At 51.5% G+C, this 16,231-nt stretch carries 11 protein-coding genes and 1 pseudogene; 2 read left to right on the top strand and 10 right to left on the bottom strand.

Features of this window, described 5'->3' with window-relative positions; all coding sequences use genetic code 11:
* Positions 1-228: 228 nt before the first annotated feature.
* Positions 229-1,068 carry a phosphate ABC transporter substrate-binding protein gene (locus tag TPH_RS02455; RefSeq protein WP_015049643.1) on the bottom strand — a complete coding sequence of 280 codons (840 nt, stop codon included), beginning with the start codon at positions 1,066-1,068 and terminating at the stop codon, positions 229-231.
* A 413-nt stretch (positions 1,069-1,481) separates the two neighbouring features.
* Here TPH_RS02455 and TPH_RS02450 point away from each other — a divergent pair, with 413 nt between their 5' ends.
* Positions 1,482-2,309, top strand: coding sequence for a DNA adenine methylase (locus TPH_RS02450; RefSeq protein WP_015049642.1), 828 nt, complete (start codon positions 1,482-1,484; stop codon positions 2,307-2,309).
* A 312-nt stretch (positions 2,310-2,621) separates the two neighbouring features.
* On the opposite strand, the gene TPH_RS02445 is transcribed toward TPH_RS02450, so the two are convergent.
* The 9 genes and pseudogenes from TPH_RS02445 to TPH_RS02410 form a co-directional block, all read right to left on the bottom strand.
* Entirely contained in the window at positions 2,622-3,206 is a 585-nt protein-coding gene (locus tag TPH_RS02445) for an indolepyruvate oxidoreductase subunit beta (RefSeq protein WP_015049641.1), read from the bottom strand.
* The gene (locus TPH_RS02440; RefSeq protein ID WP_037999113.1) at positions 3,206-4,981 is read right to left on the bottom strand and encodes a thiamine pyrophosphate-dependent enzyme; all 1,776 of its coding nucleotides are present in this window, start codon (positions 4,979-4,981) and stop codon (positions 3,206-3,208) included. The genes TPH_RS02445 and TPH_RS02440 overlap by 1 nt, the downstream gene beginning before the upstream one ends.
* Before the next feature lie 78 nt (positions 4,982-5,059).
* Entirely contained in the window at positions 5,060-5,992 is a 933-nt protein-coding gene (locus TPH_RS02435; protein ID WP_015049639.1) for a bifunctional enoyl-CoA hydratase/phosphate acetyltransferase, read from the bottom strand.
* The gene (gene buk, locus TPH_RS02430; RefSeq protein WP_015049638.1) at positions 5,989-7,089 is read right to left on the bottom strand and encodes a butyrate kinase; all 1,101 of its coding nucleotides are present in this window, start codon (positions 7,087-7,089) and stop codon (positions 5,989-5,991) included. The genes TPH_RS02435 and buk overlap by 4 nt, the downstream gene beginning before the upstream one ends.
* 435 nt (positions 7,090-7,524) lie before the next feature.
* A complete protein-coding gene (locus TPH_RS14610; RefSeq protein ID WP_081578574.1) occupies positions 7,525-7,797 on the bottom strand; it encodes a 4Fe-4S dicluster domain-containing protein in 273 nt (90 codons plus the stop codon).
* Entirely contained in the window at positions 7,790-9,736 is a 1,947-nt protein-coding gene (locus TPH_RS02425; protein ID WP_015049637.1) for an FAD-dependent oxidoreductase, read from the bottom strand. Before TPH_RS02425 ends, TPH_RS14610 begins: the two co-directional genes overlap by 8 nt.
* 20 nt (positions 9,737-9,756) lie before the next feature.
* Positions 9,757-11,109, bottom strand: a pseudogene (locus tag TPH_RS02420) (sodium:solute symporter family protein).
* A 1,044-nt stretch (positions 11,110-12,153) separates the two neighbouring features.
* A complete protein-coding gene (locus tag TPH_RS02415) occupies positions 12,154-13,233 on the bottom strand; it encodes a Glu/Leu/Phe/Val family dehydrogenase (RefSeq protein WP_015049635.1) in 1,080 nt (359 codons plus the stop codon).
* Between the two features lie 694 nt (positions 13,234-13,927).
* Positions 13,928-14,698, bottom strand: a complete 771-nt coding sequence (locus tag TPH_RS02410; protein ID WP_015049634.1) for an IclR family transcriptional regulator — start codon at positions 14,696-14,698, stop codon at positions 13,928-13,930.
* A gap of 235 nt (positions 14,699-14,933) precedes the next feature.
* Here TPH_RS02410 and TPH_RS02405 point away from each other — a divergent pair, with 235 nt between their 5' ends.
* Positions 14,934-16,220 (top strand): MFS transporter, encoded by a 1,287-nt coding sequence (locus TPH_RS02405; protein ID WP_015049633.1) that lies wholly within the window; start codon positions 14,934-14,936, stop codon positions 16,218-16,220.
* Positions 16,221-16,231: the final 11 nt, after the last annotated feature.

The raw sequence follows: 16,231 nt of genomic DNA, 5'->3' as shown, positions 1-16,231 counted from the left end.
GGACGGCTGCAGGACCGGGTAGTTCCCATGAATACCGGCAATTACCGCTATCTTCAGGAAATCCCCCTTACCTTAAGTATATCGAAAAACCGTCAAGAGAACAGTTTTATTCTCCCTCCACTTTCAGGCACCCCTGTAATACCGGCCGGATCCTAAATATCCGGCCGGGCTGGTATTTCTCATCCCTGTTTGTAGTCTGCACTTTTACATGAAACCGGCGGTCAAGCACTATTTTACCGGAATAAAATCCTGTTCTACTATTTTCTGACCTTCGGGGCTCAGCACGAAGTCGATATATGCCTTGACAAGCCCGGTCGGCTTCCCCTTTGTCAGGTACAGGAAGGGACGGGCGATCCTGTAGGAACCATTAAGGACTGTTTCCTTGCTCGGCTCAACTCCATCAATTTTCAAAGCCTTTACCGCTTTATTGACACTCCCCAGAGAAATATACCCGATCCCGTTTGGGTCCCCTGCTACAGCAGTCCGAACAGCACCTGTGGAGTTCTGAACGCCCGCCTTGTTGCTGATTTTCATATCTTCCCCCATCACAATCTCCTCAAAGGCGCCGCGGGTTCCTGAACCCTCTTCCCTGGTGTACACATTAATCGCGGCATCGCTGCCGCCAACATCCTTCCAGTTGGTAATCTCACCAGCGAATATTTTTCTTACCTGATCAAGGCTCAAGGCATTAACAGCGTTTCCCGGATGAACAACAACTGCAATCCCATCCTTGGCTATGAGGGTTTCAAAAAGGGTCCCCTTTTCACCCGGCTTGAGTTCTCTGGAGGAAGCTCCGATATCGGCTGTTCCTTCCTGAGCCGCCTTGATCCCGGCTGAGGAACCGCCCCCGGCAACACTGATATCAACGTCCGGATGCTTTTCTTTGAAAGCAGCTGCCAATTCCTCGGAGAGCGGCTGTACAGAAGTGGAACCGGCAATAACTATGGTACCGCTCAAACCGGACGTTCCCTGGGGGGCTTTTTCTGCCCTGCTGCAGCCGGCAAGCATCCCCAGCACCAGCAAAGCTGCCATCACAACACCCAACAACCTGAACTTCGCTGCCTTCACACAAATCCCTCCCATAGAGTTTGATTCCTTTGTAATCTAATCTACAACCGGATTATTAATTCTGGTTTTGCTTTTTGAGAAATAATCATTATTTTTATGTTAAAATAATGTGAAGATCAAACATACCCTGGCAACCGCCCGGCATGTCTCATTGAAAAGCCTTTTGAGTCAACAACCATTTACCTCATCTCACTTTTGCCACCCGGCGCGGCGACCGCATAAGCGAATAATCCCCTGCATTTTTGTTGCTGACTTTGGAGGGAATAACAGAAATTTTTCTTCCGCCATCAAGGAGTATCAGGGCCTGCAGCACCCAGCAGGGGGCTGCCTGGGAGAAGCCCTTTGGGATTTTAGCAGCAGCACCAAGGAATTTTCCCCTCTGCCGGCGAAGTAATAATACCGGGTGAGTTATTTTGGCGCTCACGAACCAAAAGGTGAAGCCCAGACCACCGGTGAAGTGGGCAGGGGGGAAGGGGCAGCTGCTCACACAACTGATCCCCCTTTTCCCAAAAAGGTTTTGCGTCTATCATGAGCCCTTTGTCGGGGGAGGGGCGGTGTTCTTTCACCTGCTCCCGGCTCAGGCCTCACTCATCGACAGCAACGAGGAACTGATCAATTTTTACCTGGTGGTACGGGACAACCTGGAGGAGCTGCTAAAGGACCTGCGGCGCCACGTCAACGAACGCTCCTATTATTACAGGATCAGAGCCCTCGACCCCGCCAAGATGGACCCCGTCCGCAGGGCATCCCGCTTCCTTTTCCTGAACAAAACGGCCTACAACGGCCTCTGGCGGGTGAACCGCAAGGGTCAGCATAATGTGCCCTTCGGTAACTACAAAAATCCGACAATCATCGACGAACCGAACCTGCGCCTGGTAAGCTCCTCCCTGAAAAATGCCGAAATCATACTGGGAGACTTCGCCCTGGTCCTCGACCGGGCAGAGTCTGGGGACTTCGTCTACTTCGACCCCCCTTACCATCCTCTATCGGAAACATCATGTTTCACCGGCTATACGGCTGCGGCCTTCGGGGAAGAGGAGCAGAAGCGCCTGGCCGCCGTCTTCCGGGAACTGGACCGCCGCGGCTGCCTGGTCATGCTCAGCAATTCCGACACCCCATTTATCAAGGAACTGTACGCCGGCTACGACATCTGCGCGGTGCAGGCGCGCCGCGCCATCAACTGCCGCCCGGACAGGCGCGGCCCCATCAACGAAGTGGTGATCCGCAACTACAGGTGCTGACAAGTCATCCGACAGAGGTTCGCGCTTTCATCGTCGCACCGGTGAGGTAAGCACCACCGCTCTTGAGAAGACATCCTCACCAAACAACCGGTCAATATGCCGCTCCCGCTGGCGGGCATCCCCCTTGAACTGAACATTGTACAGGTACGGCGGCAGGCAAGAAAGGGGAGGCTGCCTGAAACAGGCGCTTCAGCATTCGGAAAAAAACTGAACGGGAGCCAATTGTATTTACTCTTGTGGCTCCCGTTCGAAAAAATGTATTTGTTATAGGGGGGTCGCCAAGTCACTTCAGTGAATTCCAAAGCACAAAAACTAAACCAGCTTCATCCCCACTTCAAATGCTTTCAGGTTTAGCTCCCGGAACCGGGGTTTAACGACTGCAGCCACAACTTCCTTCCAGTCAAGCTCCCGATCCAGGCCGCACAACTTGATCATCGCCCCCAGCATGATGACGTTGACGACACGGGGGTTCCCCAACTCCCTGGCCTTCTCGTCGGCCGGGATGGAATGGAATGATATCGGCAGGGCCGCCAGGCGCTCCTCGATATCCCGCGGATAGGGCACCTTCCCGGTCATGATGGGAGCCGAGGGAATCTCCATCTCGTTCATCAGCAGGATGCCGTTCTTTTTCAGCATGTGGGCATAACGAGCCGCCTCCAGCTTTTCCATGGCAAACAGCAGATCGACCGCTCCGGCGCCGACGAGCGGGGAATAAACCTTGTCTCCGTAGCGCAGCTGTGTGACCACACTGCCCCCGCGCTGGGCCATCCCGTGGACCTCGGAGCCTTTGACGTCATAATTCGCCTTCAAAAGGCCGTTGATCAAAATCGTCGATGCCAAAATGATCCCCTGGCCGCCGACACCGGTGAGCATGATGGTTTTGGTTTCTCTGGGCATTATTCTTCCTCCTCAACTTCATCAATGGCTTTATTTCTGCATACCTGAGCACAGAGCCCGCAGCCGAAACAGGTTATGGGATCGATTGCAGGAACCCCCTCCGGATTAAGGGAAATGGCCGGGCAGCCCAGCTTCAGGCAGGCCTTGCATTTTCTGCATACCCCGGCATCCACCTTGTAGGGAACACCCGGTTTAACCCCTTTGAGCAACCGGCAGGGCGTTTTCACGACGATGGCTACCCGATCCGCCGCCTCTTTCGCCTCCCTGATGGCTTTTCTCAGGGATTCCAGCTCATAGGCGTGCACAACAAGGACCCGGTCGTATCCAACGGCCTGCAACAGCTTCTCCGGCTGCTGCTCGTAGGCGGCTTCCCCCTTCAGCAGCCGCCCCGTCCCCGGATTCTCCTGGTGCCCGGTCATGGCGGTGATCCGGTTGTCCAGGACTACAGGGATGATGCTGCGGTTGTTGTATACCGCTTCAATGGCGCCGGTGATTCCGGAATGATAGAAGGTGGAATCCCCCATGCAACCGAAGACCTTCTCCCCCTCCGGAGCGATGAGGCTCAGGCCGAGAGCGAGGGTATACCCCCCACCCATGCAGATGGAGGCATCGATCGCCTCCAGCGGAGGCACACCTCCCAGGGCATAGCATCCGATATCTCCCGTCAGCATCACCTTTTCTCTCCTGGCGGCGTAGAAAAAGCCGCGGTGCGGGCAGCCGGCGCAGAGAAGAGGCGGCCTGGCCGGAACCTCGAGGGGTTCGTCGACCGCAGCCTCCCTCTCCGGTACAACCAGTCCGGCTTCTGCCAGGGAGTCGGCGATGATCTGGGGATTGAGTTCAAAAAAGGAGGTGATGTACTTCTTCCCTTCACACCTGATGCCCAGGGCTTTGATACTCATTTCCAGGTAGGGATCGAGCTCCTCCACCACGTAGATCTCCTTGACCTTGCCGGCAAACTCCCTGATGATTCCTTCGTTGAGCGGGTAAACAAGCCCCAGTTTGAGAACCGAATATCTGTCGCCGAACACTTCCCTGACGTAATTGTAAGAGGCGCCGGCGGTGATGATCCCCACATCCGTGCCGGTGATATCCATCACGTCCAGCGTCTTGACCGCTTCATCAGAGACGACGGCAGCAAGGTTCTTCTCCAGGATCTGCTTGCGGAGACGGCAGTTGGCCGGCAGAGACATGTACTTCTTGGGGTCTCGCACGTACTCGTAGCGGACTCTTTCGTACTCGGTATCGGCGGAGAGCTCGACCACACCCCTGGCGTGGCTGGTGCGGGTCACCAGGCGCAACAGAACGGGAACATCGTAACGTTCGCTGAGCTCAAAGGCCAGTCTGGTATAGAGGAGACACTCCTGGCTGTCGGAGGGCTCCAGCATGGGAACCTTAGCATGGAGGGCATACCAGCGGTTGTCCTGCTCATTTTGAGAACTGTGCATCCCCGGATCATCGGCCACGGCAATCACCATGCCGCCGTTGACACCCATGTAAGCGGCGGTAAATAGGGGATCTGCGGCCACATTGAGACCCACATGCTTCATGGTTACCAGGGTGCGCAGCCCCCCGATGGAGGCGCCGTACGCCTCTTCCAGGGCCACCTTTTCGTTGACCGCCCAGACAACTTCCGGGCCCTTGTAAAGGGCCAGATTTTCCAGGATTTCCGTGCTGGGTGTGCCGGGATAGCCGACGCCCAGCCCGACGCCGGCCTCCCAGGCACCCCGGGCAACGGCCTCATTACCCGTTAAAACAGCTTTGGTTTTCAATTCCATTCCCCTCTCTACTAATTAAACTGCTTAGACTGCCGAATTCTACCGCTTTATCCGATCGGACGAAGCGTAGTTAAAAGGTCATCCGCACTTCATCGCTCTTCGGGCTGTTCTCAATTGCGCCAGGCTGGCCATGGCCAGAGAGTAAAGCTTCTCTTCCGGCCGGGAAGCCCTGGAGGTGAGAACCACCGGCACCCTGGCGCCCAAAACCACACCTGCCATCACGGCCTTGGCCAGATAAATCAGGGACTTGCCGAAGACATTCCCGACTTCAATGGTAGGGGTCAGCAAAAGATCCGCCCGCCCCGCAACAGGGCTCTTAATCCCCTTGTGTTCGGCGGCCTCCGGGCTGATGGCCACATCCAGGGCCAGTGGTCCGTCTACTACAGCCCCCCGGATCTGCCCGCTCTCGGCCATTTTAGTTAAGATGGCGGCATCCAGGGTTGATTCCATCTTCGGGTTAATGGCTTCGTTGGCGGTGATCACGGCCACCCTGGGTTTTTCCCAGCCCAGAGCGTGCATAAACTCGACGGCATTTTTTAAAATCTCGATCTTCTGATTGAGATCCGGGTTGATATTGACGCCTCCATCTGTATTGAAGAGCAGGCGGTCAAAACCGGGAACCTCGAACACTGCCAGATGGCTCAAGATCCTCCCCGTCCTCAGCCCGCAATCCGGGTGCAGCACCGCCCTCATAAAATCGCTGCTGTTCACCATTCCCTTCAGCAGGATGTCGGCACCCCCGTCACTGATAACCTTAACGGCTTCCAGCGCGGCCAGCTGGGGGTCGGGCCGGTGGACGATTTCCGTGCCTTCCAGGGAGAGCCCGATTGCGGCAGCAATGTCCCGGATCTTCCTCTCATCCCCCACCAGCACCGGTGTGACCAGCCCGGCCTCCACACCCATTTTGACGGCCTGCAGCACGTCCCGATCATCGGCTGCGGCAACGCTCAGGCGCGTGCTCCCAAGGCTGCGGGCCTCTTCCGCCATCTCCCGGAATGTGGTGTAGCTCATTCCTCCAACCTCCTCGTCCCACGGTAAACTTTCGGTTTTTCCTCACCGCGCAAAACGCGCAAACCGCCTAGGGCCAGGGATTCCAGTTCCTCCTCACCCGGCACCACTTCAACAGGTGCCAGAAAACCGACCATCCGGATCACCCTGCCGGTGATGAACTCGGAACGGGCAATACCGCCGGTAATGATAATCCTGTCGAGATCACCCTCCAGAACCACGGCCATGGCGCCGATTTCTTTGGCGATCTGATAGGCCATCGCCTCCAGCACCAGCTGCGCCTTTTCGTCGCCGGCAGCCGCCCTCTCCTCCGCCTCCCGGACATCCTTGGTGCCCAGGTAGGCATACATACCCCCCGATTTCATCAGCATTTCCTGCATCTGCTCGTAGCTGTACTTACCGGAGTAGCAGAGCTTCATCAGCTGCATGGCCGGGAGCCCCCCGCACCTCTCCGGGGAAAAGGGCCCTTCCTGGGTCGCCCCGTTGACATCCACGATCCGGCCTCTCCGGAAGGGAGCAATGGAAATGCCGCTGCCCAGATGGGCCACCACAAAGTTGCACTCCTCCAGGCGACGCCCCATCTTCTGCGCCACCTTGCGGGCAACCGCCTTCATATTCAGGGCGTGGCAGAAGCTGAACTTCTCCAGATCGGGGAGCCCGGTGATCCGGGCGACATCGCTCATCTCATCCGTGCAAACCGGGTCTACAATGTAAGCAGGGATACCGTTACGGCCGGCGATCTCATCAGCGATCAACCCCCCCAGGTTGGAGGCATGCTCCTCCCGGGGGCAGTTCTGAAGCTCCTCTTTCATGGTCTCATTGACCAGATAGGTGCCGCTTTCCATAGGCCCCAAAATGCCGCCCCTCCCCACAACGGCATCAAAGGATGACAGGGGGATCCCCGCCTCCTCCAGGGCCTTGAGCACCACCCCGGTCCGGTAATCCTTCTGATCCGCCACACGGGTGAACTGTTTCAGCTCGGCAGCATCGTGCTCCACCTTCTTCTCAAAAATGCACCTTTCATTATCAAAAACCGCGAACTTGGTTGAGGTCGATCCAGGATTTATTACCAGCTGTCTGAAGGTCCTCTTCTCGCTCATAATCAACATCCTTTGCCTTTCGTGTCACCTTTTTACTTCAAGTTCCAGCCGGATTGGGTTCTTGTCAACAGAACATTGTTCCGATCTCTTGGAATGAGAAGCGCCCCCTCTCCGGCCTCCTCAAGTGAACCCCTTGAAGATAGAAACCGGATTTTTGCCAGCAGTTAACCCTTGTTAGTGCCGGGGTGACCGGCGGGCACGCACCCTCGGGTCACCCCGCCAAACAACACCTCAAGACCCAAAAACGGTTCCGCCGCAGCAGACCCCATGACAAAAGAAGATCATTTGACAAAAAAAGAGCATTTAAAAGCATTCCCCGAAATAAGTTAATTCGGGGAAAAGGTGATGTTTACGCTCCTTACCAGGTGTTGTCGCTAGAAGCACTGTGGTGGTTGGAATTTGATAATGGCAATTACTGGTAGCGCAGACCCTGAATTACTTTTTTCGTCGTTCCCAGTGAACTTGATTCATTAAAGGATGCCTTAACTTTATGGCACCAGGCTTCGGACATTCCATAACGCAACAACCGCAATACCAGCATTCTCCGACATACAGCGCGATAGGAGGCTTGCCCTTTTCCGGGTTTGGTATAAACAAATCTACCTGGCAGATATCCACACATCTATTGCATCCAGTACATAGCTCGGGATCGAAAACTATTGGGTTGGCAGCTGGTGTTTCCGGTGTTACATATACTTTATCATTCATAATTTTCCCCCCTAATATAGTCTTTATTATATTTCTCATAGTTTTCTGCCAGAGAACCATAATAATCAAGAGGAAGCTCTCCAATTATCACTTCATTATTGACCTGCTTGACAGTGATAAACTTACGATCTCTGGGTGGATCCATTTCCGGATAATCAGCTCTTTCAAAGCATAAAGCTCTTGAACTGGACTTACGTGCCAGACTAGCGTGAATTATAATTTGAGCGACCGTCAAAATATTCACTACCTCCAAGGTTCTTACCAGTTCATGGGGATTACGAGCATAGAGCATGGGGATAACGTTCTGTTCATAGTCTTTCAGTGTCTTTAGGCCTATATTTAGGAGTTCTTCCCTTTTTACTCCCCCGCAATAATTCTGCATCGTCTTGGCAATACCCATATTGAGTTCCTTCCATCCGATACCATTCTGGTCGCTGTTTTTCAAAGGAGCATATACCCTCTGTTTCTCAATTTCCACCTGTTGTTCACAAATTGGCAACTCTTCAACCTTCATAGCATAGTTAGCAGCATGGCGACCTGCATAATATCCGGTTGCGGCCGCGTGACCAACACAATCCGAGGCAAAGAGGGCATCACCGGCCGCATAGAGACCCTCCAGATTAGTCTTTAATTCCCAGTCATTGAGGATACCGCCGGGAAGCCCAAAAAGTTGGCGTTCCTGAGGCAGGAACTGAGCCGACGTCCACCCGGTCCCGTAACATTGTAACATGTCCAGTTTAGGATCAAATCCTGCTTCGGTATAAAGGCCATAAATAGGAACCTGGGTTTTCCCTTCTTGTCCGACCATCAGTCCCCAGATAGCTTTCCTTTCCATTTCCGGCATACTCCCCAGGTCGGCAAAGAAGGGAAGCTTGTAACCCTGTTTCAGGAGTTCTTCCCATCGTAGTATTTCTGGCCCTCTATATTCATACTTGGGGTTATCGATGGCCCCACCCATCAGGAAAAACTTTTGTCCCCGAGCGGGATGATAACGTTGGGATACAGAGGTAAGGATATTGCCGTCCCTGTCCACATAAGGAATTTCCCTCCCCTCAGCGTCTACCAGAGTGGCAGCATACCAGGTGTTATGATTGTTGCCCGCGCCGTAAGGTGGGTAACTCCGGCCTGCTGCAGAGAATTCAGCCCTTACTGATTTTTCCATCATGGTAAACTCAACTCCGGCGCGCCAACCCATAGCATGTCCATCTCCTATACACTGGGGAGGACGGAATTCACAGAGGCCTGGAAGCCCCGCGGAAAACAACCAGACTCTGGCCGGGCGGGATGTACAGATCACAGTAGCCTTAGCTTGAAATACCAGGAATTTACCTGTCCTAGTGTTAATTCCCGTTGCCCCGATAACCCGGGATCCTTGCTTACCGTTTTCTGTTAGCAAACTGGTGGCCATAATCCTGTCAAAAACTTGCACACCTAACCGTCTCATCTCTTTATACATAGCCGGTTTGAAGGTTGTCCCCCAGACCCGAAGCGTATACCTATTTTCATAATCATAGGCAAAGAGCAATTTAGTTTTTTCGTCTCTGAATTCCGCGCCTTTGAACTCGTCGTCAGTATCTCTTATTTTTGCGCCCATCTTTTCAAGATCCAGCAACCTGTCATATCCTTCCCTGCATTCAATGTAGTGAGAAATCCCATTGTTATACCCATCGTTGTCATCGATCATCGCAGCCGTTAATTCTTCAGGTGTAATTTTACAGCAGGGGTTGGTTGCTGCGTTTTCCCAGTGATCGCACCCCGACCCAGCGGAACCGCTCCTCTTGGATGCCCCCTTTTCCACAAGGACAACCTTTAATCTCTTTCTTGCGGCAGCGATAGCGGCCATACAGCCAGCTATGCCCCCGCCAATTACTAAAACATCCGCTTTTATCCTATTTTCTTTACCCCATTCAACAGGATACGGCCATTCGATATTGTACATGCTCTCACCACACCCTTAGATTATTGTTGGTCACTTTTGATATCTTGCTGTTTTGCTTTGTCCATTTTACTAACAAAGTATATTACAATTAATGAAGCAATATAGGCATAAAACAATCCCATGTCAGGATTAACCCAATCCTTTAGAGGACCAGGTATACCGGCCAAAAACGCGCCCACACCAATGATGCCACCTACAATCATTGCAGAAAAGGCACCTTTTCTCGTAGCACCTTTCCACAAAACAGCTACTAACAGGGGGATAAGCAGGCTTCCCATATAGGGATAATTGAAGATTATAATGGCATCGAGAATACTGGTCATTTTAAATGCCAGTAAGATGCCAGCTATACACCCAACTACAACCGTAATCTGGGATATTATTTTAGATAAAGGTAGTTCGTCTAAATTTTTGTCTGGATGAAAGAATTTATTATAAAGATCCCTGGAGAAAGAGGCTCACATAGATATTAGCAGACAGTTACCGCTTGACATAGCAGCTGCTAAGACCGCTGCAAGAACTATACCTGCAGCAACAGGGTGAAGACTATTCATTACCATTGCAGCAAACAAGCCTTCCTCCATCTCTGGGAAAATGATCCTGGCAACAGCACCAATCGTAGAAGCAAATATACCGAAAATTATAACGAAGATACCAGCTAAGATACATCCTAATCTAGCGGTTTTAGCGTCTTTAGCAGACTGGTATCTCATAAAAGCATCATAGGATACTGATATGGCCAGGAGGAAAGGGACAACAAGGTAAATAAATTTCGTAAAAAGCCCATCTGGAATAAATGGTGTGTTATAAATACTCATTGGGGATATACCAGTTGCTGAGAGTTTTAAAAGTGACGCAACTGCTGCTACGGGTATACCCACCGTCATTATGGCGATTTGGACAAAATCACCGAGAACAACCCCCCACATTCCACCGATAGAACTGTATATAAGTATAACGATAGAGCACATCAAAACACCTGTGCCAAAAGGCACTCCGAATCCGGCCAGAATACTTCCACATGCCAGCATCTGTGCTACAAAGATCCCTAACATACTAGGAACATTACTCAGCCAAGCCCATATTCTAACCCATTTATTTTGCCCAAACCTTTTCTCGAAAATGTCCATTGGAACATATCCTTCTTCATCCCTCATCCTGTGGGCTACCAATATACCAGCCAGGATTAATCCACCACCGCATCCGAGGGCATAATACATACCTGGCCAGATGCCCCATGTGGCACCGGTCTCCGCTCCACCCAGTATAATTCCAGCGCCAATCTGTACTGCGGCTAAGGTTGCAGTTGTCAGCAACAGGTTTAATTTTCTTCCTGCAACCAAATAGTCCGACGCCTTTTTATTTTTTAACATACCATAAATGCCGGCACCGATAAGACAAGCAAAATAAACAATACAGACTAAGATACTTACAGTTTTATTATCCATATCATGCATCCCATCCTTTCTCTATGTTGGGTATTATCAATAAATTTGAAATTTGTCCTTCTCCACTTAACGACAGTACTAAATCCACCTTCAGCAACCACCCTATCGCTTTACCGGAGCATCATATGACAGAATTCTTAACTTTGACTAATCAGGCCACGGTTGAAACCTAACCAAATAAACTTTCGCCACCTGTTCTACATATATCTAACGCATGTGGGGCCCTCCTTTCACTTATTTCATGTTTCATTCACTAATCACGCCTTTTCGATATTTCGACTCAGGCATTACTTCTTTTTTCAACATAGCAATATTCATACCAATTCCAAATTGCCTTGGGTTGACTTGTGATAACTTAAATGACAGGAATTTTAGAAAACTTTTCTTGTCAACATTTCGTGAATTCCTTAAGGGACAAGATAGTAGCCAGCCATCAAAACCACCAGGCATGCCTAAGCCATATTTTTTACAGATCCGGTAACCCCGTCAGGCAAGTCACATCATCCATTTCATCAGCACAGACCGGGTCGACAATATAAGAAGGAATTCCCATCCCACTTTTCTGGCAATCTCATCTGCTATCAAGGCCCCCAGGTTGTATGCATGTTCTTCCAGCGGACACTTAAACTAGATCCCTTTTCATCTGCTCATTTACTAGGTATGTCCCGCTTTCCATTTGCCCCACGATTCCACCACGACCAGCTACTGCATGAAATGAGGTGAGATCAATACCTCTGGATGCAAGGGTTTGAAGGACCGGCTCCAAGCGGTAATGGAGCTGGTCCGTAAACCCGGGCAAACCTCTTTTGCTCATCTGCCTTGTGTTCGATTTTTTCGGTGAATACACAAGACTCATTCTCATAAACCGCAAGCTTCGTTGATGTCGAACCTGGGTTGATAATCAGCTAGCGATAGACTTTGTTGCTTGCCATGATGAGAACCCCCTTATTCTCCGCTTTTCTAGCCATCCTACTCTGGGTTGACCCATCTCCTCTTGATGGCTGCAAGGGATTCAATCAATTGCTCAGTAAGGTACTCTGCAGCATCCTGAGTAGGGATGTCCTTTTCTTTGGCATAAGCAAATACCTTCAATAAACGCTCATAAATCTGCTCCGCTTTCTTTAAAGCTCGCTCCAGTTTGAAGCCACCAAGCTCAAACTCATCGGCAACTGCGATAATACCCCCAGCGTTGATGATGAAGTCCGGAGCATATAGGATATTCCTCTCTTTTAACCTCGCACCATGCCTTGATTCTGCTAGAACATTATTGGCAGCACCAGCAACGATCTTACAATTTAGTTTTTCAACAGTATTATCATTGATCACACCGCCCAAGGCATTAGGGGAGAATATGTCACACTCCACTTCATAGATCTCTTCAGGGTCAACAGCCTCAACCCCGTATTTTTTTGCGACTGCATACAGTTTATTCTCATCAATATCAGTAATAGCTACAATCTCGGCACCAGCATCCTGCAGGTACTTGATCAGGGGTTCACCTGCTTTTCCAACACCCTGAACGCTTACTTTACGCCCCTTAAAGGATTCCTCACCGTAATACTCCCTAAGGCAGGCCCTCATTCCCTGAAAAACACCATATGCAGTAATCATTCCGCTGTTACCGCAGCCGCCGAACTCCACGGGGAGGCCGGTGAATCGGCGAGCTATCTTCGATGCTTCCACAAAATCTTGAGGGGTTGTTCCAACATCGGTTCCTGTGTAGTAACGCCCGTGCAAAGTGTCTACAAACCGCCCTAGGGCATAGAACATTTCCGGTGTCTTCCTGGTAGGATCACCTATGATTACGGTCTTTCCTCCACCGAACATGATCCCGGCAGCGGCACTCTTATAAGTCATCCCGTAGGACAAACGCAGGGCATCCTCTAGTGCTTCCTCCTCGCTCTTATAATCCCACATGCGGCAACCACCGTTAGCCGGACCAAGTGTCGTGTCATGGATAGCGATGATTGCTTTGAGCCCGGTCCTCTTGTCATAGTTAAAAATTACTTGCTCATGTCCGTACTTTTCCATCATATCAAAAACACCCATTGAACAACTCCTCCTTCACAATCTAACTGTGGCATTAGAACAAGTACAAAATTTTCTGTAAAAACGTTCCCCTGGTGAAATTAGAAGTCACCTGGCGATATTAAGAAGTGTCACTTTACTTACATGCTTTTGCTGGTTTTATACTTCCAGTATTCATCCATATCAAAATACTATCGGCCAGTACTCCAAATTTAATCCTTGTTTCATTAAACAGAGCACCAATTAATCTTTCAGCAAGAAACATGGTTGGGAATTCGGATAACTCGATCGCTGGTACAGACGTGCTTCTCTCCGACAATCCCCTTCAGTTCTTCAATGATCTCCCTTTTCAAACTGGTACCCCCTCTTCAAATGGTTACCGCTTGGTCCTAAAAGAGAGCCTTGTTATTGCCGCTCCCACCACCTTTCCTTCGTTGCCGACCGGATAACCCGGAACATCCACCCCACGCTATTTTGTCAGGACAGAGAAAAGTAATATATTGAAAACCGCTGGATGTTCTATTATGCAGAATCTTGTTCTCAATAGCAACTAACAAAAAACAATGTGGATTCTGCGCAATAGAACACCGTTCCATAAATACCGCAAAAAAATACTTCTTCACGAAAACTTTTTTTCCTGCCACCTCTACAAAAATTTTTTAAAAAATTTTTGAACATATCCGGCCGGGAGTTCTTCCCCACCCCGACTGGGGTCTTACCTTATCTGTTCTGAAATTCTGGCGGCAGTTTCCTTAACATCATTGATGATCAAGGGCAGGCGCTCGGGGGTTATCCTGGTAACGGGCCCGGAAACGCTGACGGCTGCAATGGCCTTACCGTGCCCGTCGAGAATAGGCGCCGCCACACAGGTGAGCCCCACTTCAATTTCTTCCCTGTCCAGGGCATAACCCTGCTCTTTTATCTTCCGCAGCTCCTGTTTTAGCTCCTCCAGATCGGTAATGGTGTTCTTGGTGTAGCGCGGCAGCCCTTGAGCGGCGAATTTTTCCAGATATTCATCACTCTGATAGGCCAGCAGCATCTTTCCCATCGCCGAGCAGTGGGCAGGAGTTCCCGAGCCGATCCTCGGGGTCAGGGATAAGATCTGTTCTGTCTCCACCTTATCGATCACGAGAACCCTGCCGACCTCATGCTGGTTTTCCAGGATCCCCATATGCACCACCTCCCGGCACTTACGGGCGAGCTCCTCCGTAAACGGCCGGGCGAGGTCCTGGATTCTCATCTTCTCGCGGTATAGCATCCCCAGAGAAAAGAGCCTGATGCCCAGCCAGTACTTGCTGGTAACCGGATTCTGCTCCACAAACCCGTACTCCTGCAGGGTGGTCAGGGCGCGGTGTACCGTGCTCTTATGCAGGCCCATGGCAGCGGCGATCTCGGTAATTCCCATCTCCCGCTTTTCCCGGAACAAGAGCATCAGGATTTCCAAAGCCCTTTCTATTGCCGAAACAGGATACTTGGGCTTCCCCATAGTTTCTGCCTCCACGCCTTCAAAGGTGGGAATCCGCTTCAAATTTGCTTAACACTCTCTCGCGTCTTGCAGAATATTTTAGCATACATCGTATGCCCGAACCAGGGTCGGCCAACGATTGCTGGCTAATTGACAAAATCACCGTGATCATCTATAAAAAAATGGATGCCACCTCACCGCAGAGAAAATGCCGGCCGGCCGGAAATACTTTTCTGCCGGAAAGGAGAGCTTTTATTTGAACAGCAACAGCAATGCAGTGAAAACGGCCGGGGCCTACCGCTGGCTGATCTGGAGCGTCATGGCCCTTTCCTATATTGTGGTGTTCTTTCACCGGATGGCAGCAGGTGTCGTCAGGGATGATTTGATGGAGGCCTTTCATATATCGGCGACCACTTTTGCCAACCTGGGAGCGACCTACTTTTACGCCTACATGATCATGCAGATTCCGGTAGGAGTCCTTGCGGATACCTGGGGAGCGAGAAAAACGGTGACCGCCGGCACCGTTCTGGCAGGCATCGGTTCCATCCTTTTCGGCCTTGCCCCGGGGGTGCTTCTGGCCTTCCTTGGGAGGCTTCTGGTAGGTATCGGGGTTTCCGTGGTCTTCGTCTGCATTCTCAAGATCATCTCCGTCTGGTTCCGCCCTGAGGAATTCAGCACTATGTCCGGCATCACCTCCTTTACGGGCAACCTGGGAGGCGTCCTCGCCCAGACCCCCCTCGCCCTGATGGTGGCAGCCTTCACCTGGAGAAACACCTTCATGGCCATCGGGCTTGCTACCCTTCTCATTGCCCTGCTCTGCTACCTGATAATCAGGGACTACCCCGCAGAAGCAGGACCGGCGGCAGCCGGAGGCAAAAACAAAGCCCAAGCCGAAAAACTAACTGCAGCATCATTCATTCAGGTGCTCACCAACAGGCATACCTGGCCGGGATTCTTTCTCTTTGCCGGTTTCTTCGGCTCCTATGTCAGTTTTACAGGAACCTGGGGCGTTACCTACCTGATGAGCGTATACGGCATGTCCAAGAATGCCGCGGCCAACTACGCCCTGGTCGCCACCATCGGGTTGATGGTCGGCAGCGTCCTCATCGGGGTGATCTCCGACCGGATCCAGAGCAGAAAAAAGCCCATGCTGCTTTTCGGGTTCATTTACCTGGCAACGTGGGCCCTGCTCGTTTTCGTCAACGGCGGCAAGCCGCCGGAGGGAATCCTCTACCCCCTCTTGTTCATGATGGGGTTCTGCTGCGCCACCTTCATCCTCTCCTTTGCAGTCGCCAAAGAGGTCAACCCCCCGCAGATCGCCGGTGTCTCCACCGCTGCCGTCAACACCGGCGGCTTCCTGGGGGCGGCGCTGCTCCCGGCGATCATGGGCATGTACCTGGATCGCGCCGAGGGGCTGGCGGCAACAGCCCTCTACCACAACACCTTCATGTACGGTTTTATAGCCGTGGTTATCGGCACCCTTTGCATCCTCCTGATCAAAGAAACCGGCTGCAAAAACATCTGGCAGAGCCTCAGAAAATAAAATAAATCGAG

The organism is Thermacetogenium phaeum DSM 12270 (genome assembly GCF_000305935.1).
Taxonomy (GTDB): Bacteria; Bacillota; DSM-12270; order Thermacetogeniales; family Thermacetogeniaceae; genus Thermacetogenium; species Thermacetogenium phaeum.
Note: the sequence above shows the minus strand (reverse complement) of the source record. Positions and strands in the feature narration are given on the sequence as shown.

Bases quoted from the DNA above. Each gene is read 5' to 3' on its own strand.
- TPH_RS02410 (WP_015049634.1), bottom strand. From the start codon at position 14,698: ATGGGGAAGCCCAAGTATCCTGTTTCGGCAATAGAAAGGGCTTTGGAA.
- buk (WP_015049638.1), bottom strand. From the start codon at position 7,089: ATGAGCGAGAAGAGGACCTTCAGACAGCTGGTAATAAATCCTGGATCG.
- TPH_RS02425 (WP_015049637.1), bottom strand. From the start codon at position 9,736: ATGTACAATATCGAATGGCCGTATCCTGTTGAATGGGGTAAAGAAAAT.
- TPH_RS02445 (WP_015049641.1), bottom strand. From the start codon at position 3,206: ATGCCCAGAGAAACCAAAACCATCATGCTCACCGGTGTCGGCGGCCAG.
- TPH_RS14610 (WP_081578574.1), bottom strand. From the start codon at position 7,797: ATGAATGATAAAGTATATGTAACACCGGAAACACCAGCTGCCAACCCA.
- TPH_RS02415 (WP_015049635.1), bottom strand. From the start codon at position 13,233: ATGGGTGTTTTTGATATGATGGAAAAGTACGGACATGAGCAAGTAATT.
- TPH_RS02440 (WP_037999113.1), bottom strand. From the start codon at position 4,981: ATGGAATTGAAAACCAAAGCTGTTTTAACGGGTAATGAGGCCGTTGCC.
- TPH_RS02435 (WP_015049639.1), bottom strand. From the start codon at position 5,992: ATGAGCTACACCACATTCCGGGAGATGGCGGAAGAGGCCCGCAGCCTT.